The 26912-nt window shown below is 73.9% G+C and carries 20 protein-coding genes and 3 pseudogenes; 16 read left to right on the plus strand and 7 right to left on the minus strand.

Annotated features, from left to right (window positions below):
- Nucleotides 1-10 precede the first annotated feature (10 nt).
- On the plus strand, nucleotides 11-928 hold the full coding sequence (locus ACFY04_RS32515; protein ID WP_389122316.1) for an aminoglycoside phosphotransferase family protein: 918 nt from the start codon (nucleotides 11-13) through the stop codon (nucleotides 926-928).
- Between the two features lie 20 nt (nucleotides 929-948).
- Here ACFY04_RS32515 and ACFY04_RS32520 read toward each other — a convergent pair.
- A pseudogene (locus ACFY04_RS32520) lies at nucleotides 949-1233 on the minus strand (isochorismatase family protein); the annotation flags it as partial.
- Between the two features lie 6 nt (nucleotides 1234-1239).
- Between ACFY04_RS32520 and ACFY04_RS32525 the strand changes: the two are divergent.
- Nucleotides 1240-1809, plus strand: a pseudogene (locus tag ACFY04_RS32525) (GlxA family transcriptional regulator); the annotation flags it as partial.
- A gap of 19 nt (nucleotides 1810-1828) precedes the next feature.
- On the opposite strand, the gene ACFY04_RS32530 reads toward ACFY04_RS32525, so the two are convergent.
- Together ACFY04_RS32530 and ACFY04_RS32535 are read right to left on the minus strand one after the other, a co-directional pair.
- Nucleotides 1829-2593 carry an anti-sigma factor domain-containing protein gene (locus ACFY04_RS32530; RefSeq protein WP_389122318.1) on the minus strand — a complete coding sequence of 255 codons (765 nt, stop codon included), beginning with the start codon at nucleotides 2591-2593 and terminating at the stop codon, nucleotides 1829-1831.
- Nucleotides 2590-3174, minus strand: coding sequence for a sigma-70 family RNA polymerase sigma factor (locus ACFY04_RS32535; protein ID WP_314242254.1), 585 nt, complete (start codon nucleotides 3172-3174; stop codon nucleotides 2590-2592). The genes ACFY04_RS32530 and ACFY04_RS32535 overlap by 4 nt, the downstream gene beginning before the upstream one ends.
- 222 nt (nucleotides 3175-3396) lie before the next feature.
- On the opposite strand from ACFY04_RS32535, the gene ACFY04_RS32540 reads away from it, so the two are divergent.
- From ACFY04_RS32540 to ACFY04_RS32555, 4 genes are all read left to right on the plus strand, one after another.
- Nucleotides 3397-4035 (plus strand): fasciclin domain-containing protein, encoded by a 639-nt coding sequence (locus ACFY04_RS32540; protein WP_389122321.1) that lies wholly within the window; start codon nucleotides 3397-3399, stop codon nucleotides 4033-4035.
- A gap of 108 nt (nucleotides 4036-4143) precedes the next feature.
- Nucleotides 4144-5724: an SDR family oxidoreductase gene (locus tag ACFY04_RS32545; RefSeq protein ID WP_389122323.1), complete on the plus strand. Its 1581-nt coding sequence runs from the start codon at nucleotides 4144-4146 to the stop codon at nucleotides 5722-5724.
- 76 nt (nucleotides 5725-5800) lie between these two features.
- Nucleotides 5801-7180: a cryptochrome/photolyase family protein gene (locus ACFY04_RS32550; RefSeq protein WP_389122324.1), complete on the plus strand. Its 1380-nt coding sequence runs from the start codon at nucleotides 5801-5803 to the stop codon at nucleotides 7178-7180.
- Between the two features lie 245 nt (nucleotides 7181-7425).
- Nucleotides 7426-8127: an alpha/beta fold hydrolase gene (locus ACFY04_RS32555; RefSeq protein WP_389122491.1), complete on the plus strand. Its 702-nt coding sequence runs from the start codon at nucleotides 7426-7428 to the stop codon at nucleotides 8125-8127.
- 24 nt (nucleotides 8128-8151) lie between these two features.
- Here ACFY04_RS32555 and ACFY04_RS32560 read toward each other — a convergent pair whose 3' ends face one another.
- Nucleotides 8152-9189, minus strand: a complete 1038-nt coding sequence (locus ACFY04_RS32560; protein WP_389122327.1) for a MerR family transcriptional regulator — start codon at nucleotides 9187-9189, stop codon at nucleotides 8152-8154.
- 99 nt (nucleotides 9190-9288) lie between these two features.
- Between ACFY04_RS32560 and ACFY04_RS32565 the strand changes: the two are divergent.
- From ACFY04_RS32565 to ACFY04_RS32590, 6 genes and pseudogenes are all read left to right on the plus strand, one after another.
- Nucleotides 9289-9867: pseudogene (locus ACFY04_RS32565) on the plus strand (sigma-70 family RNA polymerase sigma factor); the annotation flags it as partial.
- Nucleotides 9868-10033: 166 nt separating this feature from the next.
- Nucleotides 10034-11290 carry an NAD(P)/FAD-dependent oxidoreductase gene (locus ACFY04_RS32570; RefSeq protein WP_389122330.1) on the plus strand — a complete coding sequence of 419 codons (1257 nt, stop codon included), beginning with the start codon at nucleotides 10034-10036 and terminating at the stop codon, nucleotides 11288-11290.
- Complete coding sequence (locus ACFY04_RS32575) at nucleotides 11287-12051, plus strand: DUF1365 domain-containing protein (protein ID WP_389122333.1); 765 nt, start codon at nucleotides 11287-11289, stop codon at nucleotides 12049-12051. Before ACFY04_RS32570 ends, ACFY04_RS32575 begins: the two co-directional genes overlap by 4 nt.
- Nucleotides 12048-13346 carry a class I SAM-dependent methyltransferase gene (locus tag ACFY04_RS32580; protein WP_389122336.1) on the plus strand — a complete coding sequence of 433 codons (1299 nt, stop codon included), beginning with the start codon at nucleotides 12048-12050 and terminating at the stop codon, nucleotides 13344-13346. Before ACFY04_RS32575 ends, ACFY04_RS32580 begins: the two co-directional genes overlap by 4 nt.
- 95 nt (nucleotides 13347-13441) lie before the next feature.
- The gene (locus ACFY04_RS32585) at nucleotides 13442-14191 is read left to right on the plus strand and encodes a DUF1295 domain-containing protein (protein ID WP_389122493.1); all 750 of its coding nucleotides are present in this window, start codon (nucleotides 13442-13444) and stop codon (nucleotides 14189-14191) included.
- Nucleotides 14188-14847, plus strand: a complete 660-nt coding sequence (locus ACFY04_RS32590; protein WP_389122339.1) for an alpha/beta fold hydrolase — start codon at nucleotides 14188-14190, stop codon at nucleotides 14845-14847. The genes ACFY04_RS32585 and ACFY04_RS32590 overlap by 4 nt, the downstream gene beginning before the upstream one ends.
- Here the strand turns inward: ACFY04_RS32590 and ACFY04_RS32595 are convergent.
- Nucleotides 14834-15718, minus strand: coding sequence for a GNAT family N-acetyltransferase (locus ACFY04_RS32595; RefSeq protein WP_389122341.1), 885 nt, complete (start codon nucleotides 15716-15718; stop codon nucleotides 14834-14836). The two genes, ACFY04_RS32590 and ACFY04_RS32595, sit on opposite strands and share 14 nt — an antisense overlap.
- A 121-nt stretch (nucleotides 15719-15839) precedes the next feature.
- Here ACFY04_RS32595 and ACFY04_RS32600 point away from each other — a divergent pair, with 121 nt between their 5' ends.
- The 4 genes from ACFY04_RS32600 to ACFY04_RS32615 all read left to right on the plus strand — a co-directional run bounded on the left by ACFY04_RS32600 (nucleotide 15840) and on the right by ACFY04_RS32615 (nucleotide 22524).
- Nucleotides 15840-17411, plus strand: a complete 1572-nt coding sequence (locus tag ACFY04_RS32600) for a molybdopterin-dependent oxidoreductase (RefSeq protein ID WP_389122495.1) — start codon at nucleotides 15840-15842, stop codon at nucleotides 17409-17411.
- A 264-nt stretch (nucleotides 17412-17675) separates the two neighbouring features.
- A complete protein-coding gene (locus ACFY04_RS32605) occupies nucleotides 17676-18803 on the plus strand; it encodes a sensor histidine kinase (RefSeq protein ID WP_389122342.1) in 1128 nt (375 codons plus the stop codon).
- Nucleotides 18791-19465: a response regulator gene (locus tag ACFY04_RS32610; RefSeq protein WP_389122344.1), complete on the plus strand. Its 675-nt coding sequence runs from the start codon at nucleotides 18791-18793 to the stop codon at nucleotides 19463-19465. Before ACFY04_RS32605 ends, ACFY04_RS32610 begins: the two co-directional genes overlap by 13 nt.
- 107 nt (nucleotides 19466-19572) lie before the next feature.
- Entirely contained in the window at nucleotides 19573-22524 is a 2952-nt protein-coding gene (locus ACFY04_RS32615) for an AAA family ATPase (protein WP_389122345.1), read from the plus strand.
- A gap of 95 nt (nucleotides 22525-22619) precedes the next feature.
- Here the strand turns inward: ACFY04_RS32615 and ACFY04_RS32620 are convergent, their stop codons facing one another.
- Together ACFY04_RS32620 and lanKC are read right to left on the minus strand one after the other, a co-directional pair.
- Nucleotides 22620-24194, minus strand: coding sequence for an ATP-binding cassette domain-containing protein (locus ACFY04_RS32620; RefSeq protein WP_389122348.1), 1575 nt, complete (start codon nucleotides 24192-24194; stop codon nucleotides 22620-22622).
- Nucleotides 24191-26881: a class III lanthionine synthetase LanKC gene (gene lanKC / locus ACFY04_RS32625; protein ID WP_389122350.1), complete on the minus strand. Its 2691-nt coding sequence runs from the start codon at nucleotides 26879-26881 to the stop codon at nucleotides 24191-24193. Before lanKC ends, ACFY04_RS32620 begins: the two co-directional genes overlap by 4 nt.
- Nucleotides 26882-26912 lie beyond the last annotated feature (31 nt).

Consider the following 26912-nt stretch of genomic DNA (forward strand, 5'->3'; position numbering starts at 1 on the left):
GTTGGTCCGCATGACGCACACCGAAACAGAGGTCACCGCGGAGCTGGTCCGGGACCTGTTACGCGACCAGCACCCCGATCTGGCGGACCGCCCCGTGCGGTTCGGCGCCCGTGGCTGGGACAACCAGCTGTGGCGGCTCGGGGAGGACCTCGCCGTCCGGCTGCCCTGGGCGACGCCGTCCGCGGACGCGCTGCTGCGCAAGGAGCACGCCTGGCTGCCCGCCCTCGCCCCGGCCCTGCCTCTGCCCGTCCCCGTCCCGCAGCGCATCGGCGAGCCCTCCGAGAGGTTCCCGCGCCCCTGGATCGTCACCACCTGGGTGCCCGGCGAGCCCGCCGACCGCACCCCGGCCACGAACGCCGCCGACGCGGCCGAAGGGCTGGCCGCCTTCCTGACGGCCCTTCACCGACCCGCTCCCGACGGGGTACCCGTCGGCAGCTACGGCCGCGGGGGGCCGCTGGCGGCAACCGCCGACGGGTTCGCCCAGGGGCTGGCCTCGGCCACCGGGCAGGGGCTGATCCCCGACCCGGACGCCGTCCGCGCGGTCTGGGAGGACGCCGTCGCCGCGCCCGTCTGGGCGGGCCCGGCGCTGTGGCTCCACGGCGACCTCCATCCGGCCAACGTCCTCACCGCCGACGGCTCCTTCTGCGGCGTGAACGACTTCGGTGATCTCTGCGCGGGCGATCCGGCCTGCGACCTCGCCGCCCCCTGGATCCTGCTGCCGGACGGCGCCGCCGACCGCTTCCACGCCGCCTACCGGCCGACCGCGGACGACGCGACCCTGCGTCGCGCCCGCGGCTGGGCCGTGCAGCGCGCCCTCGGCGGCATCCTCATCGGTGAGGCCGGCGTCCGTGGCCGCCCGGGCGGCAAGCCCACCTGGGGCCCACCCGCCCAGGCCGCACTGCGACGCCTCGTGGCGACGGCGGGCTGACCGGACCGGCCGCCGCCGGCTCAGCCGAGGGAGGAGACGCACGGGACGACGACTCCGTAGAGATCGGCGATCGTGGCGAGCGCGGCGTGGTGGAGCTGCTCGGCGGACACCTCGGCGACCGCCGTCCGCAGCGGCCGGGTCGCGCACGCGTCCGCGACGACCGTGGGCCGGTTGCCCCGCAGGAACGCGCCTTCCGCGGTGAAGGTCACGCACATGTGGGTCATGAACCCGGCGAGGATGATGTCCTTGTGGCCGGCGGCGTCGACGTGGTCGCCGAGGTCCGTCTCGACGAACCCGTTGGGGACCGTCGGTCGACCGCCCGCCAGCTCGCCGACGAACACCCCTCGGTCGAGGTCGACGCCGATCCGATCTTCATCCGGGACCGGGACGTGTGGACCGGCGCCGGGATCAGCGCCTGCCTCGACCTCTCGCTCGCCCTCGTCGCCGACGACTTCGGCGAGGCCGTCGCCCTGCGCGTCGCCCGGCAGCTGGTGATGTACCTGAAACGGCCCGGCGGGCAGAGCCAGTTCAGCGTTCCGCTCGAACCGGTGTCGGCCACCCGGCGCATCGAGGACCTCCGCCACTACATCACGCGGAACATCGCCGGGCAGCTCACCGTCGCCGACCTCGCCGAACAGGCGCACGTCGGCGAACGGCAGCTCAACCGGATCTTCAAGACGGAGCTCGGGATGACCCCGGCCGCCTACATCGAATCGGCCCGCGTCGAAGTGGCCCGGAACCGGCTGGAGTCCACGGACGACACCCTCGAACGCGTCGCGACCGTCTGCGGCTTCAACACGACCGACACCCTCGTCCGTGCCTTCCGCCGCAAGCTCGACACGACGCCGACGGAGTACCGCAACCGCTTCCGGGCGACCTAGTGCTGTGACCGGCCCCGGCTCAGGCCGTCGGGAAGGCCAGCAGGGCCACCGGAGCCGAGGTCGGATGCGTCGAACCGCCGGCCGGTTCGACGGTGACGCCCATCCCCGACGCCGCGTTGACCGGGCCGTCGAGCAGGGTGGCCGTCGCCGGGGTACCGGTGTCCATCAGACCCGCCGAACGCATCTTCCCGCCGCCGTCGTTGTACCAGAGCTGGTACACCTTGCCGCCGGGCGGCGCCGGCATGCCGGAGGCCGCGAAGACCGCCTGGTTGCGGGAGGCCGAGACGACCACCGTGCCCACCGCTCCGCCCCGCAGCGGCGCCGTGGCCACCCGGGCGTCGGCGGCCGCGAGGACCGCGCCGACCGCGTCGTTCGTGAGGCGGGCCTGCTGCGCCTGCTGCCGGGCGTCCTCGGCCTGTTCGTACTGCGACACCGCGACACCGCCGAGCGCCACGGCCGCCGCGAAGCAGGCCGCCAGGGCCCAGTTCGACACCGGCCGCCAGCGGGGCCGTACGTGGCCGCCGCGCCCGGACCCGGACTTCACCGTCGAGGGCCCTTCCTGGCGTACCGTCGCGATCCGGTGCATCACCGCGTCCCGCAGCGCGGGACTCGGCGGCGCCGCCACGGCGAGCCCGAGGCGCGTGACGGTCTCGGAGAACTCCCGGACCTCCTGTGTGCAGGACACGCAGTCGGCGAGGTGCCGCTCGACGGCGGTCCGCTCGTCCGGTTCCAGGGCGTCGAGCACGTACGCGCCCGTCAACGTGTGCGGATCCGCGGTGTTCACACGCCCACCCCCAGGCAGTCACGAAGCCGGATGAGCCCGTCGCGCAGCCGTGTCTTCACGGTACCCAACGGCAGGGCCAGCAACTCCGCGACCTCCCGGTGGGTCAGGCCGCGGTAGTACGCCAGGGTGACCGACTGCCGCTGCAGTTCGCTCAGCCCGTTCAGACAGCGCCGTACCTGCTCGCGCTCCAGTCGGCTCTCCACCTGCTCCACCACCTCGTCGTAGGCCGTGGTGTGGTCCAGCAGCGCCGCCCGCTTCTCACGGTTGGTCGACGCCTGCGCGGAACGTACCCGGTCGACGGCCCGGCGGTGGGCCAGGGTCAGCACCCAGTTCATCACCGAGCCCCGCGAGGGCTGGTAGCGGGCGGCGGTCCGCCAGAGCTCGACCAGTACTTCCTGGGCGACCTCCTCGGACTGGGCCGGGTCCCGCAGCACGGTCCGTACGAGGCCGAGTACGGGGCCCGACACCGCCTCGAAGACGGTCGTGAACGCCTGCTGATCACCGCGGGCCACCCGGCCCATCAGTTCCGGCAGGTCGGGAGCGGCCGACGGATGCCGGCCTATGCGCACGTTCTCTCTCACCGGGGAGGTCCTCCAGGAGTACTCGGTTGCACAGCTCATTCGGAGCCGAGGGGCAGGTGGATGGGTCGCGGCGGACATGGCCTTCGAAAGCCCCCGAAACATTGTCCGACAGCCTGTGCGGCTTGCCATCCGTTCGGGTGAGGGGGCCATCCGGATGAGGACCGGTGCCGAATAGGCGGCGTGACTCACCGCTGGGTGAGTCCCGTAGACGCAGGAGAGACCATGAGCATTCACACCTTCCGCCGTGCCGCCCTCGTCGTGACCGCCGCAGTGCTGCTTCCGCTGGCACTGTCCGCCTGTTCGGAGGAGAGTACGAGCAATCAGGGGGCCGCCGCGCCCGACGCGGTCTCTTCACCCCAGCCGATCGGCGAAATCGACACGGGCGCGGGCGGTCCGTTCGGCCCGGCGTGCGCCTCGGTGCCCAAGAGCGGCGCGGGCTCCTTCGACGGCATGGCGCAGGACCCGGTGGCCACCGCCGCTTCCAACAACCCGGCGCTGTCGACCCTGGTCTCGGCCGTGAAGAAGGCCGGCCTGGTGGACACGTTGAACAACGCCCAGAACATCACGGTGTTCGCGCCGACCAACGACGCGTTCGCGAAGATCCCGAAGGCGGACCTGGACAAGGTCCTGGCGGACAAGGCGACCCTGACCAAGATCCTCACCTACCACGTGGTGGGCGAGAAGCTCACCCCGCAGCAGCTGGGGAGCGGCTCCTTCCAGACCCTCCAGAAGGGAATGATCACCACCAAGGGCTCGGGCACCGCCTACCAGGTGAACAGCTCATCCAAGGTGGTCTGCGGCAACGTCCCCACCGCCAATGCCACCGTCTACATCGTCGACACGGTCCTCATGCCGAAGTAGGCGCGCTCCGGACGATCAGCTCGTGGGCGGCGGTCCGTGCATCCAGCCGGACCGTGCCCCCGGAAGAACTCCGGGGGAGCACCCGCGACACCCGATCGGAGCAACTCCATGACGGACGCACAAGGACCCTCGGTCCCGGGCACACGGTGCCTGGTCACCGGAGCCACCGGCTACATCGGCGGCCGGCTCGTCCCCGAGCTCATCACCGCGGGCCACCGGGTGCGCTGCCTCGCCCGCACCCCGGAGAAACTGCGCGACCACCCCTGGGCCGGGCAGGCGGAGATCGTCCGCGGCGACGTCACCGACGCCGCGTCGCTCGCCCCCGCCCTGCGGGACGTGGACGTCGCCTACTACCTCGTGCACGCCCTCGGCACCGGGCGCGACTTCGAGCACACCGACCGCCTCGCCGCACGGAACTTCGCCGAGCAGGCCCGCGCCGCCGGCGTCCGCCGCATCGTCTACCTGGGCGGGCTCACCCCGAGCGGGGTTCCCGACCGGGACCTCTCGCCCCATCTGCGCTCCCGCGCCGAGGTCGGGCGCATCCTCCTGGACTCCGGGGTCCCCACCACGGTGCTCCGCGCCGCCGTCGTCATCGGCTCCGGGTCGGCCTCGTTCGAGATGCTCCGCTACCTGACCGAGCGGCTGCCCGTGATGATCACCCCCAGCTGGGTGCGCACCCGTATCCAGCCCATCGCCGTCCGCGACGTACTGCGCTACCTGGTCGGCAGCGCCCGCATGCCCGCCGACGTCAGCCGCGCCTTCGACATCGGCGGCCCCGACGTCCTCACCTACCTCGACATGATGCGCCGCTACGCCCGGGTCGACGGGCTGCCCCAGCGGCTCATCCTGCCCGTACCGGTCCTCACCCCGCGGCTCTCCAGCCACTGGGTCGGCCTGGTCACCCCGGTTCCCCGCGCCATCGCCCGCCCCCTCGCGGAGTCCCTCAAGTACGAGGTCGTCTGCGACGAGCACGACATCGCCACCTGGGTGCCCGACCCGCCCGGCACCCCCCTCGACTTCGACACGGCCCTCGCCTACGCCCTCCAGAAGGTCCGCGACGCCCAGGTCCTCACCCGCTGGTCCTCCGCCTCCGTGCCCGGCGCGCCGAGCGACCCGCTGCCCACCGACCCCGACTGGGCCGGCGGCAGCCTCTACTCCGATGTGCGTGAACGCACCGTCGAAGCCTCGCCGCAGGCCCTGTGGCGGGTCGTGGAGGGGATCGGCGGGGAGAACGGCTGGTACTCCTTCCCGCTCGCCTGGGCCGTCCGCGGCTGGTTCGACCGGCTCGTCGGGGGCGTCGGACTGCGCCGGGGCCGCCGGGACGCCGCACACCTGCGGGTCGGCGACTCCCTGGACTTCTGGCGGGTCGAGGAGATCGAACCCGGCCGGCTGCTCAGGCTCCGCGCCGAGATGCGGCTGCCCGGCCTCGCCTGGCTGGAGATGTACGCCGAGCACGACGAGGACGGCCGCACCCGGTACCGGCAGCGGGCGCTCTTCCACCCGCGCGGCCTGGCCGGCCACCTGTACTGGTGGAGCGTCTCGCCTTTCCACGCCGTGGTCTTCGGGGGCATGGCCCGCAACATCGCGCGCACGGCGGAGGCGGGCGAGGACCGCGGCCCGGCCGCATCCGCCGGATCCGCAGCATCCCCCGCGTCCGCTGCATCCGCCGCGGCCGCCCGCGCCGAATGACGGGCAGGGCCAGCCCAGCGACCACCGCGCGGCACCTCCAGCGTCCGCCCGGTGGCCCGATGCCAGGAGCAGCACCATGAACGTCTCGGTCGTCCTGTTCACCTCGGACCTCCGCGTCCACGACCATCCGCCGCTGCGCGCCGCGCTGGGCCCGGGGAACGAGACCGTTCCGCTCTTCGTCCGGGACCCGGCGGTGGACCGCGCCGGCTTCGCGGCGCCCAACCGGCTCGCCTTCCTCGCGGACTGCCTGGCCGGACTCGACTCCGGGCTGCGCGAGCGCGGCGGCCGGCTCGTGGTGCGCTCGGGGGACCCCGTCGCCGAGGTGTGCGCCGTCGTACGGCAGGCCGACGCCGACGAGGTGCACATGGCGGCCGGGTGCAGCGCCTTCGCCCTGCACCGCGAGCAGCGGCTGCGCGGCGCCCTGGAGGCCGACGGGCGGCGCCTGTACGTCCACGACGGTGTGGTCACCGCCCTGCCCGCCGGCGCCGTGACACCGAGCGGATCCGATCACTTCGCCGTCTTCACCCCGTACTTCAGGCGCTGGTCGGGCGAGCGGCTGCGCGAGCCGCTCGCGCCGCCGCAGGAGGTCCGGGTGCCCGGCGCGATCCGCTCCGAGGCGCTCCCGTCCCGCGCCGCGGTCGCGTCCGTCTCGGCGGGCCTGACCACCGGGGGTGAGCGGGAGGGCAGGCAGCGGCTCACGGACTGGCTGGGGGAGTACGCCGACGGGTACGAGGAGGGCCACGACGACCTCCCCGGCGACGCCACCTCCCGCCTCTCCCCGTACATCCACTTCGGCGCGGTCTCGGCGGCCGAGGCCGTGTACCGGGCGCGGTCCCGGGGCGGGGCGGGCGCCGGGGCCTTCGTCCGGCAGCTCTGCTGGCGCGACTTCCAGTACCAGCTCCTCGCCGCCCGCCCCGGCGCCGCCGCCCGGGACTACCGCACCCGGGCCGACCGCTGGCGGCGCGGCAAGGCGGCCGAGGCCGACCTGCTGGCGTGGAAGGAGGGCCGCACCGGCTACCCCGTGGTGGACGCGGCCATGCGGCAACTCGCCCACGAGGGCTGGATGCCGGGCCGGGGCCGGCTGCTCGCCGCGTCCTTCCTGACCAAGACGCTCTACATCGACTGGCGTGCCGGAGCCCGCCACTTCCTCGACCTGCTGGTCGACGGCGACGTGGCCAACAACCAGCTCAACTGGCAGTGGGTGGCCGGAACCGGCACCGACAGCCGCCCCAACCGGGTGCTCAACCCGGTGATCCAGGGCAAGCGGTACGACCCCGACGGCGCGTACGTACGGCGCTGGGTCCCGGAGCTCGCCGGACTGCCGGGCCCGTCGGTCCACGAGCCCTGGCGGCTGGCCGGCCTGGAACGGGCCCGGTACGACTACCCGGACCCCCTGGTCGGACTCCCGGAGGGGCTCGCCCGCTTCCGGCAGGCCCGCGGCAAGGACGGCCCCTGACACCACCGGCTGTCGGCGGTCACCGCCGGGTGCCAGACTGGACGGGTGTTCGGAAGACGCCTGGTCCGGGCCCGTCACGTGTCCGCCGCTGCTGTCACCCTCGCCGTCTTGCTCGCGCTGTGCGCGGGGGCGGCGCCCGCGGGGCCCGGGACGACGGGGACGGTCCCGCCCGCCCGGTGGACATCGGCGGCGGGCGCCGCGTGCTGCTGGACTGCCGCGGATCCGGGTCCCCGACGGTCGTGCTCGTGTCCGGTGCCGGGGGCGCGTCGGACGAGTGGACGCACATCGCGGACGCCGCGCGTCCGGAGGCCGGCCTGAAGCCGGATCCGTCGGCGGTGTTCCCCGAGGTCGCCCGGTTCACGCGGGTGTGCGCCTACGACCGTCCCGGCACGACCCGGCTGGACGGTACGCCGAACCGCTCGACGCCGGTCACCCCGCCCACCACGGCGGCAGCGGGGGTCAGGGACCTGCGGGCGGCGCTCGCCGCGGCCGGCGAGCATCCGCCGTACGTGCTGGTCGGCGCCTCGTGGGGAGCGATGATCGCCTCGCTGTTCGCGCGGACCGAACCGGCGCGGACCACCGGGGTGGTGACCGTCGACGGCGCCTCACCGTTCCTGAAGGACACCCTGACACCGGCCCAGTGGTCGGCGTGGATGGACAAGATCCGGGCCACGAACCCCGGGAAGGGCCTGGAAACACCCGACTACCCCGCCGCCGTACGGGAGCTGCGCGGGGCGCCGGCCCTGCCGCGTGGCCTGCCCGCCGTCGTGCTCACCTCCCGACCATCCGTGGGACCTCTCGGTCGGTGGCGGATCGACCTGGCCGGCCTGGCTGGCCGCCCAGCGGCGCCTGGCCGACGACCTGCGGGCCCGGCACGTCACCGACACCGGCAGCGGCCACGGCATCGCCGCCGAGCAGCCGCGGCTCGTCGTGCGGGCGATCCGTGACGTGGTCGAGCAGGCCCGTGCCGGTCAGGAGCGCTGAGGGGCCGCGCCTCCCCCTCCTCCCATCGCGGTCGTCGCCGCCTCGCACAGTCCGCGCAGCAGACCCAGGGCCGCCCGCAGCCCGCCGGGGCGCAGCATGCCCGGGGCGGGTACGGGCCCCGCCCAGCCGGGGCCCGCCAGGAGGACCGTGGTCCGGGCCCGGGCGCCCTTGACGCCCCAGACGGTGTCGGCGACGTGCCGGGCCAGGGCGTGGTGCGCGGTGGAGCGGGCCTGGGCCCACAGCACGACCGCGACCGGCCCCGTCCGGCGCACGGCCTGGTCGAGCGCCTCGGGCGGCACCGCTGCCCCGAACATCCGGGCGGGCAGGCCCAGTTCGGCGAGACCGGCGGCGAGCGCCTCCAGCGGGAGCGTGTGCTGCTCGCCCGGTACGCACGCCAGCAGGATCGGGGGAGCGCTCGCCCGGGGCCCGGACAGCGCCCCGATGCTCACGCGGCGCAGCGCGGTCGAGACGTGCCAGGAGAGCAGGTGCTCGACCTCGACGTACTGGTCGCCCGAGGTCTCCCACTTGCGCCCCACGGCGTGCAGGGTCGGCACCATCACCTCCTCCCAGGTGGTGACCAGGCCGTACTCGCCGATCAGGGAGCCGAGCATCTCGTCCATGGTCGGTGAATCGAGGCGGACGGCGGCCCGGCCCAGCCCCCGGCACTCCTGGCGCACGTCGCCGAGCGGCAGGCCGTTGCCCGATCCCGGCTGACGGGCCGGTGCGGCCGGTGCGGCGGGGGCGGAAGCGGGCGCGGAGGGCGCCGGCCCGGCCCGGGCGGCGCGCGCGGCCTCCGCGGGCGGCACGCCCGACGCGGTCAGGCGGCACATCTCCTGCAGGACGGCGATGTCCCCGGAGGTCCACCGCCGGTGCCTGCCGTCCTCGCGGGCGGCCGGCCCGATGCCGTACCGCCGGTCCCAGGAGCGCAGTGTCGTCGGGGCGACCCCCAGCCGGCGTGCCACGGCTCCGGTGGTGACACCGTGCGCGGCCTCGGCGGCCTCGCCGGGCTGTGCGGACTCGTTCATGGATCCATCATGCGACGCAGAATCGATGCGAGTGGAATCGATGCGCCGACGGGCCGGAATCTGGACGGGAACCGGTCCCGGCCCCGAGGAGCAGTCGCCATGAGCGCACAGAGCGTCACCGTCCGGCCGTCCCCCGCGACCGCGGCCGGGGAGCAGCTTCCCGACCACGAGGTCGCCGAGGGTTTCGTACGCGGCGACGAGCGGTGCCTGAGCGCCGCGTACCGGCGCTGGGGCGGGCTCGTCCTCGCCCTGGCGGCCCGCACCCTCGGCGATTCCAGGGAGGCCGAGGACGTCGGCCAGCAGGTCTTCCTGGCCGCCTGGCAGGGCCGTGCCAACTACCGGCCGGAGCGCGGGCCGTTCCCCGGCTGGCTGGTCGGCATCACCCGGCGGAAGATCGCCGACGCGCTCACCGCCCGTACCCGCCGACTCGACCTCGTCGCCGCGGCCGGCGCCGCCCTGCCGCCCACGGGCGAGCCGGCGGCGGGCCCGGAAACCGTCCTGGACCGGCTGCTCGTCACCGGCGAACTGGCGAAACTGCCCCGCGCGCAGCGCGAGGTGTTGGTCATGACCTTCTATGCGGATCTCACGCAGACGCAGATCGCCGAGCGCACCGGACTGCCGCTCGGTACCGTCAAGAGCCACGCCCGCCGGGGGCTTCACCGGATGCGCCACTGCCTCGGCGGTGAGGCGCGCGGTGGCGGCAGTGCCGGTGGAGGCGGTGGAGCCGGCCGGTCCCCGGCAGCCGTCGAAACAAGATCCCATCCGCGGCCCGTCCGGCACCGAAGTACCTGTGAAACGCCCGGCACCGGCCGTGCGGGCAGGCGAGCGCGAGGGGTTGAGTGACGTGGACCGGCGGAGAGTCGCTGTGGTGGGCGGGGGCGTGGCCGGGCTGACGGCCGCCCATATCCTGCAACGCACGTACGACGTGGTGCTGTACGAGGCGGACGACCGCCTCGGAGGCCATGCCCACACCCATGAACTGCCCACCGAGGACGCGGGAACGGTCCACGTGGACAGCGGTTTCATCGTGCACAACGAGCGCACCTACCCGCACCTGCTGCGGCTGTTCCGCGAACTCGGCGTCACCACCCAGGAATCCGAGATGAGCATGTCCGTACGGTGCGACGGCTGCGGCCTGGAGTACGCGGGCGCCCGGGGCGCGGCCGGACTGCTCGGCGGAGGCAACCTGCTGCGCGGCCGCCACCTGCGCATGCTCGCCGAGGTCCCGCGCTTCCACCGCGCCGCCCGGCAGCTGCTCGCCTCCCCCGACAGCGGGCAGACCCTGGGGGAGTTCCTCGACCGGCGCGGCTTCTCCCGTTACTTCGTCGGCCACTTCGCCATCCCGCTCGTCGCGGCCGTCTGGTCGTGCGCACCGGACACCGCCCTCCAGTACCCGGCCCGGTACCTCTTCCGCTTCCTGGCCCATCACGGACTGCTGTCCGTCAAGGGATCCCCGCAGTGGCGTACGGTCACGGGCGGTTCGGCGAGCTACGTGGCCAAGGCCGCCAAGAACCTGACCTCCGTCCGCACCTCGACCCCGGTCCGGGCCGTCGTGCGCGCCGCCGACCACGCGCGCGTGCTCACCCCGGACGGCGACTCGACCCCGTACGCGGCGGTGGTCGTCGCCGTCCACCCCGACCAGGCGCTGCGCCTGCTGGCCGATCCCACCGAGGACGAGGTCCGGATCCTCGGCGCGTTCACGTACTCCCGCAATCCCACCGTGCTGCACCGCGACACCTCGCTGCTGCCGCGCTCCGCGCACGCGCGCGCCTCCTGGAACTACTGGCTCCCCTCCTGCTCGGCCCGGCCCGAGACCGTCCAGGTCAGCTACGACATGAACCGGCTCCAGCGGCTGCCGACCGCCGAGCCGCACATCGTCACCCTCAACGCCCGCGGCCGGGTCGACCCCTTCGACGTGATCGCCCGCATGGTGTACGAACACCCCGTCTACACCCCGCAGTCCGTCGCCGCTCAGCAGGAACTGCCCCGGCTGAACACGCCCGTGACCGCCTTCGCCGGCGCCTACCACGGCTGGGGCTTCCACGAGGACGGCTGCCTCTCCGGCGTCGCCGCCGCCGAGGCCCTGGGGGTGCGGTGGTGAACGGCACCTCCGCGGGGCGGGACGTCCCGCCCCGCGTACCGGCCCTGTACGAGTGCACGGTGGCCCACGCCCGCACCACCCCCGTCCGCCACGCCTTCCAGCAGCACACCTACCTGTGGCTCATCGACATCGACGAGCCGCCCCGCATACCCCGGGCACTGCGCCCACTGGCCCGGTTCGACCCCCGGGACCACTTCGGCGGCCGGGCACCCACCCTGCGCGCGGGCCTGGAGGCGCAGCTGGCCGCCCACGGGGTGAAGAACGCGGACGGGCGCGTCCTGATGCTCGCCCACGCCCGGGTCCTCGGGCACGTCTTCAACCCGCTGACCCTCTACTGGTGCCACGACCGCGCCGGTACCCCGGTCTGCGTCGTGGCCGAGGTCCACAACACCTACGGCGAGCGCCACTGCTACCTGCTGCGCCCCGGCGCCGACGGGCTGACCGACGTCCCCAAGGACTTCTACGTCTCGCCGTTCTTCGCGGTCGAGGGCTTCTACCGGATGCGGCTGCCCGTCCCCGGGGACCTGCTCGACCTGACCGTGCAACTGCGCCACGACGACGGGACCTGCCCGTTCACCGCGACCGTGACGGGCCGCCACCGCCCGGCCGGTGCCCGCGCCCTGCTCGGCGCCGCCCTGCGCCACCCCTGGTCCACCGCCCGGGTCTCCGCCGGCATCCGCTTCCAGGGCATCCGCCTCTTCCTCCGCGGCCTCCCGGTCCGCCCCCGTCCCGTCCGTCCCACGCAGGAAGGCACCCTGTGACCGTCTCGTACATCCCGGCCCGCGAGAGCGCGCTCGCACCCGTCGACCCGGCGCGCTGGCCCGACGTGGCCCGGCCGCCCCGCGCCTCGGCCCTGCGTACCGCCGTCGCCGAGCGGATCATCGGCCGGGCCCTCGCCCGGCTCCCGCTGCGGGTCCGGCACGGGGGCGGGGAGCCGCCCGCCTTCCGGGTTCCCCGGCAGGCGGGAGCGCTGCCCACCCTCACCCTCCACGACCCCGAGGCCTTCCACCGCCGGATCGGCGCGGACGGCCTGATCGGCTTCGGCGAGTCGTACATGGCCGGGGAATGGGACAGCGACGACCTGGTCGGCGCGCTGACCGTCCTCGCCACCCACGTCGACGACCTGGTGCCGGCGCCGCTGCGCCGACTGCGCGAAGCCTGGGTACGCGGGCGCCCGGAGCAGCAGCGCAACACCCCCGAGGGGGCGCGGGAGAACATCCACCGCCACTACGACCTGTCCAACGAACTGTTCACCCTGTTCCTCGACCGGAGCATGAGCTATTCCTCGGCCGTCTTCGCCGCCTTCCCCGCCTCACCCGCCACCTTCACCGCCGCCCAGCACCGCAAGATCGACCGGCTCCTCGACCTCGCGGACGTCGGACCGGGCACCCGGATGCTGGAGATCGGCACCGGCTGGGGCGAGCTGGCGATCCGGGCCGCCTCCCGGGGCGCCGACGTGCTGACCGTGACGCTCTCCGCCGAGCAGCGCGACCTGGCCCGCGAACGCATCGCCGCGGCCGGCCTCGCCGACCGGGTCACCGTCGAACTGCGCGACTACCGGCACGTCGAAGGCTCCTTCGACGCCGTCGTCAGCGTGGAGATGATCGAGGCGGTCGGCGCCGAGTACTGGGCCACGTACTTCGCCGCCCTGCGCCGGCTCCTCGCCCCCGGCGGCCGCGTCGCCCTCCAGGCCATCACCATGCCGCACGAGCGCATGCTCCTCACCGCCCGCACGCACACCTGGATCAGCAAGTACATCTTCCCCGGCGGCCTCATCCCCTCCCGTGAGGCGATCGCCCGCGCGAGCGGGGCGGCCGGGCTGAGCACCGTGGCGGACGACGGCTTCGGCGACCACTACGCGGAGACGCTGCGGCTGTGGCGCGAGGAATTCGACCGCCGGGCCGACTCCGTCGCCGCCCTCGGCTTCGACCGCACCTTCCACCGCATGTGGGAGCTCTACCTCGCCTACTCCGAGGCCGGATTCCGCTCGCGCTACCTGGACGTGCGCCAACTCCTGCTCACCGCCGACCAGCACGGGCCACGGGAGCCCCGATGACCGTCGAGACCCAGGCCCAGGCCCTGTCCGCCGACGTCGACTGGGGCGCGCTGTCCGTGAACCTGGCCGCCGCGGCCGGCGCCGCGTTCGCCGTCATGCTGGTCACCTTCGCCGTGGCCGCCGTCAAGGGCCTGCACCGGATCGTCGACATCGCCTGGGGGGTCGCCTTCGCCGCGGTGGCGCTCACCAGCTGGCTGCTGTCGAGCGGGTACGGCGACGACGGCCGGCGTCTCGCCGTCGCCGCGGCGACCGTCGTGTGGGGACTGCGCCTAGCCCTGCACATCGCCGGGCGCGGCCGGGGGCACGGCGAGGACCCGCGCTACGCCCGCATGCTCGCCCGGGCGCCGGGCAGCACCCGGCTCTACGCCCTGCGCAAGGTCTACCTCCTGCAGGGCGCGCTGGTCTGGCTCGTCTCGCTGCCCGTACAGGCCGCGTCGTACGTGCCCGTTCCGCTCGGGCCGCTCGCCGCCGCCGGCCTGCTGCTCTGGGCGGCCGGACTGCTCTTCGAGGCGGTCGGCGACCTCCAGCTGGCCCGCTTCAGGGAACGCCCCGAGCACCACGGAACGATCATGGACCGCGGTCTGTGGAGCTGGACGCGGCACCCCAACTACTTCGGTGACTTCCTCGTCTGGTGGGGTCTGTATCTGCTGGCCTGCGCGACCTGGCAGACTGCGGCACTCACGCTGGTGTCACCGCTGGTGATGAGCGCGCTGCTGATCTGGGGCAGCGGCAAGAGACTGTTGGAGGCGCACATGGCGGACCGGCCCGGGTACGCCGCCTATGCCGCCCGCACCAGCGGGTTCTTCCCGCGCCCGCCGCGCCGCATACGCCGGGAGGCGGGGTGACGGCCGGGACCGAGCGGGACACGGAGGCCACCGGCGAGGGCCGCGCCCTCGTGCTCCGTACGTCCCCCGCGACACCGGCGGCCGCGGTCCTGCTGCTGCACGGAGGGCGCGAGGAGGGGCCGGAACCGCCGCCCCTGGTCAACCTGCCCGCGCTGCGGATGCGGCCCTTCGCGGCCGCCGTCGTCCGCGCGACGCGCGGACGCGACGTCCTGGTGGCGGAGGTGCGCTACCGGCACCGCGGCTGGAACGGCTCCCGCTGCGACGCCGCCCGGGACGCGGAGGCGGCCCTCGCGCGGCTCCGGGGACTCGCCGGGGACGTACCGGTGGTCCTGGTCGGCCATTCGATGGGCGGCCGGGCGGCGCTGCGGGCGGCCGGCGCACCCCTGGTCCACGGCGTGGTGGCCCTCGCCCCCTGGTGTCCGCCGGGCGAACCGGTGGACCACCTCGCGGGCCGCCGGCTCTACCTGCTGCACGACGAGGAGGACCGGGTCACCTCGGCCGCCGGCTCCTGGGAGTTCGTCCGCCGGTCCCGGCTCGCGGGCGCCGACGCCACCGCCATCCCGATGTCCACGGGCGGCCACGCGATGCTCCGCGGCGCGGGCGCCTGGCACCGGCGTACCGCAGCGCTCGTCACCAGCCTGGTCACCCGGGACTGAGGCCGGCCCCCGACAGGGCCTGGAGGCCGATCGAGCGGTACTCGTCCAGCACCGCGAAGCCGGTGCTGTCGTACAGGCTCATCGCGACGTCGTTGCCGCCGAAGACGTTGAACATCATCGCCTCGTCGCCGCCCTGCCGGGTGGCCCACTCGCCGACGGCCATCGCGGCCCGGCCGTAGCCCTTGCCACGTTGCTCCTCGTACACCTCCAGCGAAAAGCCGAAGGTGACGCCCGGAAGGAAGCCGTGGTTCACCCAGCCGGTGCCGACCGCCTGGCCGTCGGCCTCCATCACGTAGAAGGCGTGGCCCGGGGTCAGGTACCCCTGCGGGAGGTAACGGGCGAAGTCCTGGCCGGACTTGGCCTTGGCCTGTTCCGGGGTCAGGGTTCCGGCCCGGACGATGTCCGCGATGTACGCGGCCTCCTCGGCGGCGTACCAGGCCGGGTACTCCTCCTCGGTGAGCCGGCGGACCGTCAGGCCCGGCGGCAGCTCGCGCCGTTCGGCCGTGGCACTCATCCGGATCTGCTGCCGTACGGGGTAGTCGGCGAACTCCCCCGCTCCGCCGGTGAGCCGGACCTCCACCCGCTGCGCCCCCTGCTCGGCGCACCACCGCTCGGCCCACGCGCGCCCCCGCGGCACCGTCAGGTCATGGATTTGGCCCACGGTCGCGCCGTTGTCCTCCGACACCCCGACCGCGATCCACCCGGTGCCGTCCGTGGCGACCGTCCAGCCGTCGACACCCTCCACCGCCCGCTCCAGCAGGGCCCGGGCCAGCGGCTCCGCACAGCCCGCAGCCCGGTACCCGGCCAGCACCCGCTCCTCGAACCCGCCCCGCCACCCGGCCTGGTCGGCCACGATCCGTATCCCGTTCATCCGCCCACCCTAGGCAGGGCCACCGCCCGCCCACCGAACTTTTCCGTCGGCCGGCAGGACACCCCCAGGGGGTGAACGACCAATCCGGCGGCGGCAGCGCTGCGAAGTCACCGGTGTGAGCATCGACAAGGCAGTCATCGAGCGGGGAGCGGCGGCCTCGCTGGCCGGGCTGGTGTCCGGCTACGCGGCCCTGGCACTGGCGGAACTGGCCGCGGCCGGGATCCGGCCCGAGGCCGGTCCGGTCACCGCCGTCGGGGGAGCGGCCATCGACCGCACACCGGCCGGGGTCAAGGACTGGGCGATCCGCACCTTCGGGGCCGACGACAAGCTCGTCCTGCAGCTCGGGATCCTCGCCGTGACGGCCCTCCTGGCGATGGCCCTGGGCCTGCTGGCCGTGCGCAGACGGCGGACCGCGGCGGCCGGCGTGTTCCTCTTCGGGCTGGTGGGAGCCGTGGCCGCGCTGAACCGGCCGGACTCCGACGGGTTCGCCGATGCCCTGCCGTCCCTGGCCGGCGGCCTGGCCGGGGCCGCCGCGCTGTTCGTGCTCACCGGACCGCTCGTGGCCGCCCCGCCCCCGGCCGGGCCGACGGGCGGGGACACCGGCTGGAGCCGCCGCCGCTTCCTGCTGCTGACGGGGGCCGCCGCCGCTCTCGGTACCGGGGCGGGGGCCGTCGGCCGGGCTCTGACCTCGTCGCACTCCGGCGACGCGATCGCCTCCCGGGCGGCCGTGGTCCTGCCGCCCCCCGCCTCACCGGCGCCGGACCTGCCCCGGGGCGCGGCCCTGCGCGTACCGGGGGTCAGTCCCTTCACGACGCCGAACAAGGACTTCTACCGCGTCGACACCGCGCTGGTCGTCCCCCGGGTCCCGGCCGGGACGTGGCGGCTGCGGATCCACGGGAAGGGCGTGCGCCGAGAGCTGAACCTCTCCTTCCAGGACCTGCTCGCCCGGCCGCTCATCGAGCGGGACATCACCTTGACCTGCGTCTCCAACGAGGTTGGCGGACCGTACGCGGGCAACGCCAGGTGGCTCGGCGCCCGCCTCGGCGACCTGCTCGCGGAGGCCGGCGTGCGGCCCCCGTCGCAGGGCGGGCCCGCCGACCAGCTGGTGGCCCGCTCCGTCGACGGCATGACCCTGGGGGCTCCGGTCGAGGACGTCATGGACGGCCGGGACGCCCTGCTCGCGGTCGGGATGAACGGCGAGCCGCTCCCGTTCGCCCACGGCTTTCCGGTCCGGATGGTCGTCCCCGGGCTGTACGGGTACGTGTCGGCCTGCAAGTGGATCGAGGACATCGAGCTCACCACCTTCGACGCCTACGACCCGTACTGGGTCAAGCGCGCGTGGGCCGCGCGGGCACCGGTCAAGACCCAGGCGCGCATCGACACCCCCAAGCCCTTCGCGCGCCCCGCCATCGGCACGGTGATGGTGGCCGGCGTCGCCTGGGCCCAGCACCGCGGTATCGACCGCGTCGAGATCCAGGTCGACGACGGACCGTGGCAGGAGACCGATCTCGCCACCGAGGACACCCGCGACACCTGGCGCCAGTGGTCCTACTCCTGGCAGGCCACGGCCGGTACGCACACCCTCACCGTCCGCGCCACCGACCGGACGGGCGAGACCCAGACCGAACTCCGCACCCCGACCATCCCCGACGGGGCCAGTGGCCGGCATTCCGTCGTCGTCATGGCCGAATAGGCGCCGGACAGGCGCGGGACGGGAGCCGGACGGGCGCCGGACGGGTGCGGGACAGGCGCCGGACGGGTGTCGGGAACACCTTTCCGGCCGACCTGTGGTGCCACCTCGGCCAAGCCCGTGAGCAGGCCGGTACGCGCCTATTTGACGTGCACCTGCTAGGGCAAAATGGCAGATGTCACGGGCAAATCGGTACGGGAGGGTGTGGTCTTGGCGTTGCTGTCCTTACCGGTACGGCGCATACGGGCACTACGGGGGACGGGCGGAGTGGGATCGGGCCTGCAACGCGCCCAGTCCTTCCTGATCGTGGCCACCCTCCTGTACCGGGCGAGCCATCTGACCGTGGGCGCCCTCGCCGTCGCCCAGCGCCGGTCGGAACTCCCCCTGCAGTACGCGGGATTCGCCGCCGCCCTCGGGCTGAGCGCGCTGACCTACGGCGCCGCCCTGCGGCGCGGCTGGTTCGACCGGCGGCACATCTGGGCGGACGTCCTGGTCACCGGCTGCGTACTGCCCCTGGCCCTCTGCACCTGGGGCGGGGTGCGCGAGCCGCCCACGATCGCGTGGGCCATGCTGCTCGGCGGGTCGGCGAGCGCCGTCGCGGCCATCTCCCTCGAACGACTCCAGGCCCTCACCGTCATCGCCCTGCTCGTGGTCACCCACTTCATCGGATACCAGGTGGTGGGCGCGAGCCCCGCCGTCGTTCTCGGCCATCTCAACTCGATCGTGTCCTCGGCCGTGATGACCTGGCTCTTCCGGTGGTACCTGCTCCGCCAGGGCCGCCTCCTCGACGAGGCCAACGCCCGCGCGGTGGCCGCCGAGGCCCACAAGGCGCGCTACGCCGAACGGCTGGAACACCACCGGGTGCTGCACGACACCGTCCTCGCCACCCTGACCACCCTGGCCTCCGGCTCGGTCGACGCCAACGCCCCCGAGGTGCGCCAGCGCTGCGCGCGCGAGGCCGCGTACCTGCGCCGGCTGATCCAGCAGACCGCCGCGGAGGTCCACCACCGGGAGATCGGCACGGCCCTGGAGGAGGCGGTCGGATCCGTCGAGAGCCTCCAACTGCGGGTCACCGCCCAGTACCACGACCTGCCGCAGGTGCCCCCCGAGGTCGCCGCCGCCCTGGGGGACGCCGTCCGCGAGGCCCTGAACAACGTACGGCGCCACGCGGGCACCGGACACGCCTACCTCACCGCCACCAGGGACCCGGACGCACGCGGGGGAGCCGTCGTCACCGTCGTCGACCGGGGGCCCGGATTCGACCCCGAGCGGTGCGAGCCCGGCCTCGGCCTGCGCGGTTCGGTCCACGGCCGGATGGCGGAGGTGGGGGGCCGGGCGACCGTGGACACCGCCCCCGGCGAGGGCGTACGGGTGGAGCTGAGATGGCCCGGGTGATCACCGTCTCGGTGGTCGACGACGACCGGATGCTCCTCGACGGACTGCGGGCCTGGCTCGGCGGCGTACCGGAGCTGCGGCTCGTGGCGACCGCCGCCACCGTCGGGGAGCTCCTCGGCGCACCGGACGCGCAACGTCCCTACGGCTTCGGGGCGACGGGCTACTCCCCGCCCGACATCGTCCTCCTCGATCTCGTCCTGCGCGACGGCTCCGCCCCCGCCGACAACATCCGGCGGCTGCTGCGGACCGGCAGCCGCGTCCTGATGATCAGCACGGTGCCCGACCAGTCCCGGATCATCGAGGCCATCCGGGCCGGCGCCGACGGCTACCTGACCAAGGACCACGACCTGCCCACCCTGGTCGCCGCCATCAAGGACCTGGCCTCGGGCCAGGGCGCCCTCTCCGCGGAACTCGCCTTCGCCTGCGCCTACGACGACAGCCCCGCACGCCCCCGCCTCTCACCCCGGGAACGACAGATCCTCCTCGACTACGCCTCCGGACTGACCCTGAAATCCGCCGCCCGGCGCGCCGGCATCACCGTCCACACCGCCAAGGACTACCTGGACCGGGTCAAGGCCAAGTACCAGCAGGCGGGCCGCCCCACCTACACCAAGCTCGACCTGGCCCGACGGGTACGGGAGGACAGTCTCGACGCGGGCTGACCACCCGCACAAGCCCCCCAAACGGACGGCTACAGGGGGCACACGCACCGTCCCTATCGTCATCCACGGCGGCGCCTCGGAGGGCCCGCCGGAAAGGGGACGAGCCGGTGTCCATCTTCTGGCCGGCGCTGCCGGAGGACTGTACCGCCGCGGGCCCGGGCGGCGGCCCGCACCCGAGGCGAGGGGAACTCGTCGGCCGCGGAACCGAGATGGGGCAGATCATGCTCGCGCTGGCGGCCGCCCGGTCCGGGCGCGGCACGGCACTCTTCGTCACCGGCGAGCCCGGTGTCGGCAAGACCCGGCTCGCCACCGAGGCCCTCGCCATGGCCGCCGAGACGAACATGGTCACGGTACGGGGGAGGGCCAGCGCGGTCGGCTCACCCGTCCCCTACCGGCCGCTGGTCGAGTCGCTGCTCCTGCTGTCCCGGGCCGGCCTGCTGCCCGACCCGGAGGAACTCGGCCGCTACGGGCCGGTCATGGCCCGGCTGCTGACCGGCGCCCGGAACACGGACGCCGACGCCGCCCCGCACCTCGTCGTCGCCGAAACCATGCTGCGCCTGCTCACCGTCGTCGGGGAGCGGCAGGGCTGCCTGCTCGTCCTCGACGACCTGCACGACGCCGACGCCGGAACACTGGCGGTCGTCGAATACCTCCTCGACAACATCGGGCACCAGCCGGCCGTACTCCTCCTCGTCACCGGATGCGCGCCCTGCGCGGCGACCGAACTCGCCACGTGGGCCCGCCAGCGCGGGGCCGCCGCGGTGCTCGACCTCGCCCCCCTCAGCCGCCCCGACGTGCACCTGCTCATCGCGGCCGAGCTGCGCGTCCCCCCGGCCGAGGTCTGCCCCGACCTCGTCCACCGCGCGCTCGACAGCAGCGCCGGAATCCCCTTCGTCGTCAAGGAGCTCGTCCACGACCTCACCGGCCGTCCCGCCCGCCACGACCCGGGAACGCCGGCCGTCCCGCCCACCGTCGCGGACAACGTCAGGCGCCAGGCCGGGCGGCTCGGCCCGCTCGGCGTGGAACTCCTCGGCATGGCGGCCCTGTTCGGCCGGCGCTTCGCACTGCCCGTACTGGAGCGCGCCATCGGCCGCGACCACGCCGAACTGTCCGCGGTCCTGCGCACCGCGGTCGCCTCGTACCTGATCACGCCGGACGGGCCGGGCGCCCAGTGGTACACCTTCCGCTACCCGCTGGCGGCCGAGGCCCTGCTGGACGACCTCGGCCCGGGGGAGCGGGCCAGGTACCTGCGGCGGGCCGCGCGCGCCCTCACCGATCTCCACCCCGGGCTGCCGGGAACGTGGTGCGAGCACGCCGCCCAGCTGCACGAGCACGCCGGCGACACCCCCGAGGCCATCCGCCTGTACTCCGAGGCGGCCGGGCGGGCGGCGGGCGAGGGCGCGGTGGACCGGGCGGTGGAGCTGCTCACCCGGGCCCACCGGCTCGTCGAACCGGGTACCGCGCCCGAACTGCACGCCACGGTGCTGGAGCGGCTGCTGGACGCCGTCGCCCGCTCCGCGCGGTTCGACCGCCTGCCCGCGCCCGCCGCCCTCCTGGACACGCTCGGCGGCGACGGCGGCGAGCACGGCGTCCCCGCCCAGCGGCGCGCCGGACTCCACGCCCGGCTGAGCGACATCGCCACCCTGACGGGCCGCCCCGCGGAAGCCCTGTGGCACCTCGACATCGCCCGCGCACTGCTCGGAAGCCACCCGGCCGACCAGTACGCCGCCCTCGTGGACCTCTCCGCCGTGCACGTGGAACTGAGCCGGCTCGCCCCCGACCGGCTGCGCACCGCCACCAGGTACGCCCACCGGGCCCTGGAAGCCGCCCAGCGCGTCGACCTGCCCGACGTGGCCTGCAGGGCCCTGCTGCTGCTCGGTCAGCTGGCCCGGGAACAGGACGAGCCGACCGCCGCGGCCCACTTCCGGCGGGCGCGCGCCATCGCCCTCGCCCGCCGGCTCCCCGTCCCGCGCATGGCCGCCGACGTCCACCTGGCCATCGTCGCCGCGAGCCACGACGGCCTGCCCACCCGGATCGAACAGGCCCGGCAGGAGGCCCTGGGCATGGGCCTGCTGCCCCTGGCCCACGAAACCGGCTTCGTCCTCGCGCTGGACCGGATCCAGCACGGCCGGTACGACGAGGCCCGGGACCGGATCCGGGAGGCCGCCGCCGATGCCTCACGCCTCGGACTGGGCCGCCCCCTGGCCATGCTGCGGCTCGCCGAGGCCGTACGGTACGCCCACCAGGGCCGCCGTGCCGAGATGTGCGGAGCGCTGGAGCGACTGGCCCCGCTGCTTGACGCGGCGCCCGGCGTACGCGCGATGTCGTACGGGCTGGCGCGGGCGTTCTGCTCGCTGCTGGAGGAGCGGCACGAGGCCGCCGGGCAGGAGTTCGCGCAGGCCCTCGCCTACGACGCGGAGAACCCCGCGATGGGCGGGTTCGGCAAGCACGGCATCATCCTGCTGCTCGGCGTACTAGCCGGCCGCATGGGCCGGCGCCACCACGCCGAGGTCACGCTGGCGAGCGCCGGCTCCACCCGCTGGAACCATCAGTTCACCGGCCTGGCGCACGCCGTGCTGCTCGGCCGCGAGGGCCGCCCCGACGAGGCGACGGCCGCCGCGGGCAAGGCACTGGAGGCGGCCGAACCCTTCCCCATGGCACGCAGGCTGTGTCTGCGCCTCGTCGCGCAGCCGGCGTACGACGACGGCTGGGGCACGCCGGTCGAGTGGCTGCGCGAGGCGGAGGAGTACTTCCACGACGCCGGACTCCAGGCGGTCGCCGGAGCCAGCCGGGCCCTGCTGCGCGGGATGGGAGCGTCGGTCCGGCAACGCCGCACGGGCACCGAGCGGGTGCCGCCGGACCTGCGCCGCTGCGGGATCACCGTCCGCGAGTTCGAGGTGGCCCGGCTGGTCGCCGAACGCATCAGCAACAAGGACATCGCCGGCCGGCTGCACATCTCGCTGCGCACCGTCGAGAAACACGTGGCGAGCCTCCTGCAGAAGACCGGCCACCCGAACCGGACGGCCTTCGCCACCGCCACCCGCGACCTGGTGGCCTAGGTCCTGTCGTCGAAGTGGCGCCGGGCCTGGAGGCACCTCCCGGCGGTAGCTGGGGGAGGCACTTCGACGACAGGACCTAGGGGGTTCCTCCGGGGTCAGGAAAGGCGGGCCAGCGGGTGTCCGGCCGTCAGGGTCACCACACGGTCGAAGCGGCCGTCGAGGTCCTCGTCCCCGTGGTGCACGACGAGCAGCGCGCGTCCGGCGGTCCGCTCGCGCAGCAGCCGGAACACCAGCTCCCTGCCACGGTCGTCGAGGTTCGCGAACGGCTCGTCCGCGAGGTACGCGTCCGCGTCCTCGCACAGGAGCGCGGCGACCCCGACGCGCTGGCGCTGGCCCGAGGACAGCTCCGAGGGCAGCTGGCCGGCCGCCGCGTCCAGGTCCAGCGCGGTGCGCAGCCGCTCGTCGGGGACCAGATCGCGCACCGGCAGCGGGGGCAGGTTCACCGGAGCGGTCAGACTCGCCACCCGGGGCGGCAGGGTGACCGACCCGGCGTCGGGGGCGAGCGACCCGGAGATGATGTGCAGCAGCGTGGTCTTCCCGCAGCCGTTGGGACCGCGCAGCAGCACGTGCTCGCCGGCGCGCAGCTCGAAGGTGTCGAACGAGACCCCGGCCACCCCGGCCACCCCGCTCTCCCCGGCCCCGGGCCCGTCCCCGTCGGCGCCGCCGTACACGACACGGGCTCCGTGGATCCGTACCAGCGCCCCCTCGTCGTGGTACGGGGTCTCCCGGGCCTCCCGCAGGGACTCGATCCGTTCGAGGACGGCGGTGCTCCGGCGGGCCTGCGGAATCATGTTGATGAGGTCGAACATCCCGGTCACCGCCCGCCACAGCGAGTTGACGAAGGCGAGGAAGCTGCCGAAGGACATCCGGCCGGAGAAGACGAAGAAGGCCCCGACGATCATCGAAGCGGTGTCCGACAGGTTCATCACCAGGTCGCTGAGGGTCCGCTGGCGCTGCGCCAGCCGGAAGTTGACGAAGGTGATGCCGAGGAAGCCGCGCAGCGCGTCCTGGTTCGCGCGGCGCGTTCCCGGCAGCAGCGACGGCAGACCGCGCAGGGCGGGGAAGGCCTCCAGGGTCCGGGTCAGCGTGTTGACGTACCGGGCCTCCGCCTCGCGTTCGGGACCGGTGTTCTCCTCGATCCGCCTGCCGAGCCGGTTGCTCACGAACACCAGCGGCGGCACGATCACCAGCAGGACGAGGCTGGCCTGCCAGGACAGGTACAGCAGCACCCCGAGGAAGACGACCGAGGTGACCGCCTGCCGTGCGATGCGCAGGGACACGTCGACGGCGGGCAGCACCCCCTGGGACACGTCGTTGTGGATGCGGCTGACGTACGAGGCGTTGCCCGCCCGCGACACCTTCCGGCCGTCCAGGCCGAGGGCGCGGGCCAGCAGCTCCGTCTCCAGCACCAGTGTGAACGCGTTCTCGAACCGCTTGCGCCGGCAGGCGATCCAGTACCCCGTGAGGTTGAGGGTCAGCCCGAGCGCGAGGTAGGTGAGGCCGAGGAAAAGGAAGCGCCGCAGGTCGGCGGTCAGGATCGCCTCGTCGAACAGGGCCTTGAGCAGCAGCGGGTGCAGCAGCGCCTCCAGCCCGCTCGTGGTGACCTCGGCGACGAGGATCACCACGAAGGGGGCCCGGTGCCCCCGCAGCGTGCGCCAGAGCTGCCTCACCGGCCTGCCTCGTCCAGCAGGAAGTCGGCCGGGCCGCCCCGGTTCACCCGGTGGAGCACCCGCAGCACGCCCGCCGAGCCGGTCAGATAGTCGGTGGAGCAGCGCAGCAGCCCGTCACCGGGCAGTCCCAGAAGGGGCGGCCGGCCGTCGGCGCGGGGCAGTCCGAAACGTTCCGCGGGCTCGAAGAGGAAGACCTTCCGGACGAAGTCGAGCTGGCGCAGCGCCGTGTCGCGGTACGACCGGTCGCCGGTGAACTCGGCCGCGTCCAGCAGCGCGTCGGCGACCCCGGCCATGCCGAAGGCGTAGCCCGGCATCACCGAGTACCGGACGTCCAGCCCGCGCAGGACGGTCCGGGCCGCGTCCATGTCCCCGTAGCGCAGCAGCACCTTCAGCACGCCCGCGGAACCGACCTCGACGTACGGCTCCATCGTCCCCTCGTGCTCGAACATGACCGGGCCGCCGTCGTCGTCGATGGGCTTGGCGTGGGCCATCTCCCAGGCGAGCGCCTCCCGCCCGAGCCGCAGGTAGCGCGCCTCTCCCGTGATCTGGTGCATGCGCAGCAGGAACATCGCGACACCGGCCTGCCCGAAGCCCAGGCCGGTCAGCGGCTCCTTCGCCGTGAACTCGTTCAGCCAGTGGGCCCGCCCGCCGTCCCGCTGAGCCGTCTCGCACAGCGCCTGCGCGCACTCCTGCGCCGCGGCGAGGTCGCGGGGGTCGTGGCCGCGCAGGAAGAAGCGCAGGTTGGTCATGCCGACCCCGGAGAGGCCGTAGTAGAAGGTGTGGTCGCCCTTCTCCACCGCGCGCTCGTTGGCGCGGGTCAGCAGCTCCCTGGCCGGTACGCCGAGCCCGAGGGAGTCGGCCGCCCAGGCGATGCCGGACAGGCCGTTCATGAGACCGTCCGGGTAGCGGGCCGGATCGATGCCCGCCAGCCGGCTGTTCAGCCAGGCACGCCACTCGGGCCGGACCGGGACACCGCTGGAGTGCAGCGCCCACAGGACGCCGCTCGCCCCGAAGCCCAGGCTCAGCGGGTTGGTGACGTGCGCGAAGGGGTCCACGGGGAAGAGCGTGTCGCGGCCGGTGTCGGCGGTCGCCTCGACGAACGCGGCCACCCCGGCCTCCGCCTCCGCCAGGGCGAGCCGTTCCTCGACGACCGGGTGCCGCGGCAGGGCCTCGACCGCGTCGAGCAGGCCGGCCTCGTCCTCCAGGGCCTTCAGCAGGCCGGTGAGGTCCATCCGGTCCTGGGCCAGGTCGGTGATCAGCCGGTGCACCCGCTCCGGCCAGCCCAGTCCCTCGGTGATGAAGATCCGGTACAGATCGAGGACGTCCTCGCGAAGGAACGACATGGCGGCGATCGGGAAGATGAAGTACGCCATGGTCGACGCGAGGGCGTACCGGTCGCCCTCCGGCCCGTGCGCCTTGAAGCGGTTGCGGGAGAGGCTGAACCCCGGCGTGTAGAGCTCGACCGGCTTCGCCAGGGCGGCGTCACCGCTCTCGGCCAGCCGGCAGGCCTCCAGGTCGACGATGGTCACCTCGTAGGTGTCCGGGTCGATGAGCAGGTTCGCGGCGGTGAAGTCGGCGAGGATCACACCGCGGTCGTGGGCGGCCTGGATCGCGCGGGCCAGCCCGCGGAAGACGGCGAGGAATATCCGCAGGTACTCCCGTGACCCCTCGATGTCGAACCCCGGCCGCGCCAGCGGGTTGCGTTCCAGCAGCACCGAGCGGATGTCGGAGCTGTCGACGAACTCCTCGGCGATGTAGTGGTGTTCCCAGTGCCGGAACTTCGCGATCGGCGCCGGGTACGAGCCCGCGTCGGCCAGCCGGTTCAGGAACATCCACTCGCGGCCGAGGATGTCCACGGCGTCGTGGTCCTGCCGCGGGTTGATGTTGGTGTGCGGGCGGGCTTCCTTGAGCAGCACCGGGCGGTCGTCGTCCGCGGTGTCCTCGGCCGTGTACACGCCGCCGCTGTTGGAGAACTGGATCGCGCCGGTCACCCGGAAGCGGCCCCCGAGCAGGCCGTCGTCCCCCTCGTCCTCGTCTGCGGGCTGCTGCCAGTCGTCGAACGGCCAGGGCACCCAGGAGGGCTGCGCGTGGCCCGGGCGCCGGTCGTCGGGGACGGGTCCGTCCGGTCCGAGGATCCGCGGCAGGCTGCGGCCGAGGACGTCGACGGTGTGGGTGCCGAGGAACTGGCCGTAGCGGAAGTAGAGGGCCTTGCTGTCCCGGTACCGCAGGTCCGACAGGACGTAGGCGCCCTCGACGCCCTTCAGGAGGCGGGCGAGGTCGGCCAGGCACGTGCGGAACTCGTCGTCGTCGCGCGGGTAGACGGTGACGAGCTTGCCGCCGCTGCCCCGGGAGATGGCCTTGGAGTTGAGCATCTCGAAGACGTTGAGATCGAGAGCGATCTTGAAATCGATCTCGCGTTCCGTCAGGTGGCCGATCACCGAAGAGGCGACCTCGCGTACGTGGCGGTGGCTCGACGAGACGTGGATCTTCCAGCCCTGCGCCGGCAGGTTCTGGTTGTGCCGGAAGCTCCACCAGATACCGCTGCGGACGAACCGGGCCCGCACCCGCTCGTCGAACGCGGCGAGGAAGTGGTCCGCGTTCGGCTCGTAGAAGACGTCGAGCGGGTCGAAGAACAGTGTGTCGTTCCACGCGAAGAGGAAGCGGTAGACCCAGCGTTCGTTGCGCATGTCAGCCTCTGTGATCGTCCGAGGGGCCGCC

The organism is Streptomyces sp. NPDC001549 (genome assembly GCF_042894025.1).
Taxonomy (GTDB): Bacteria; Actinomycetota; Actinomycetes; order Streptomycetales; family Streptomycetaceae; genus Streptomyces; species Streptomyces kutzneri.

Bases quoted from the DNA above. Each gene is read 5' to 3' on its own strand.
- lanKC (WP_389122350.1), bottom strand. From the start codon at position 26,881: ATGCGCAACGAACGCTGGGTCTACCGCTTCCTCTTCGCGTGGAACGAC.
- ACFY04_RS32595 (WP_389122341.1), bottom strand. From the start codon at position 15,718: ATGAACGGGATACGGATCGTGGCCGACCAGGCCGGGTGGCGGGGCGGG.
- ACFY04_RS32550 (WP_389122324.1), top strand. From the start codon at position 5,801: ATGAACGTCTCGGTCGTCCTGTTCACCTCGGACCTCCGCGTCCACGAC.
- ACFY04_RS32545 (WP_389122323.1), top strand. From the start codon at position 4,144: ATGACGGACGCACAAGGACCCTCGGTCCCGGGCACACGGTGCCTGGTC.
- ACFY04_RS32560 (WP_389122327.1), bottom strand. From the start codon at position 9,189: ATGAACGAGTCCGCACAGCCCGGCGAGGCCGCCGAGGCCGCGCACGGT.
- ACFY04_RS32515 (WP_389122316.1), top strand. From the start codon at position 11: ATGACGCACACCGAAACAGAGGTCACCGCGGAGCTGGTCCGGGACCTG.
- ACFY04_RS32540 (WP_389122321.1), top strand. From the start codon at position 3,397: ATGAGCATTCACACCTTCCGCCGTGCCGCCCTCGTCGTGACCGCCGCA.
- ACFY04_RS32585 (WP_389122493.1), top strand. From the start codon at position 13,442: ATGCTGGTCACCTTCGCCGTGGCCGCCGTCAAGGGCCTGCACCGGATC.
- ACFY04_RS32610 (WP_389122344.1), top strand. From the start codon at position 18,791: ATGGCCCGGGTGATCACCGTCTCGGTGGTCGACGACGACCGGATGCTC.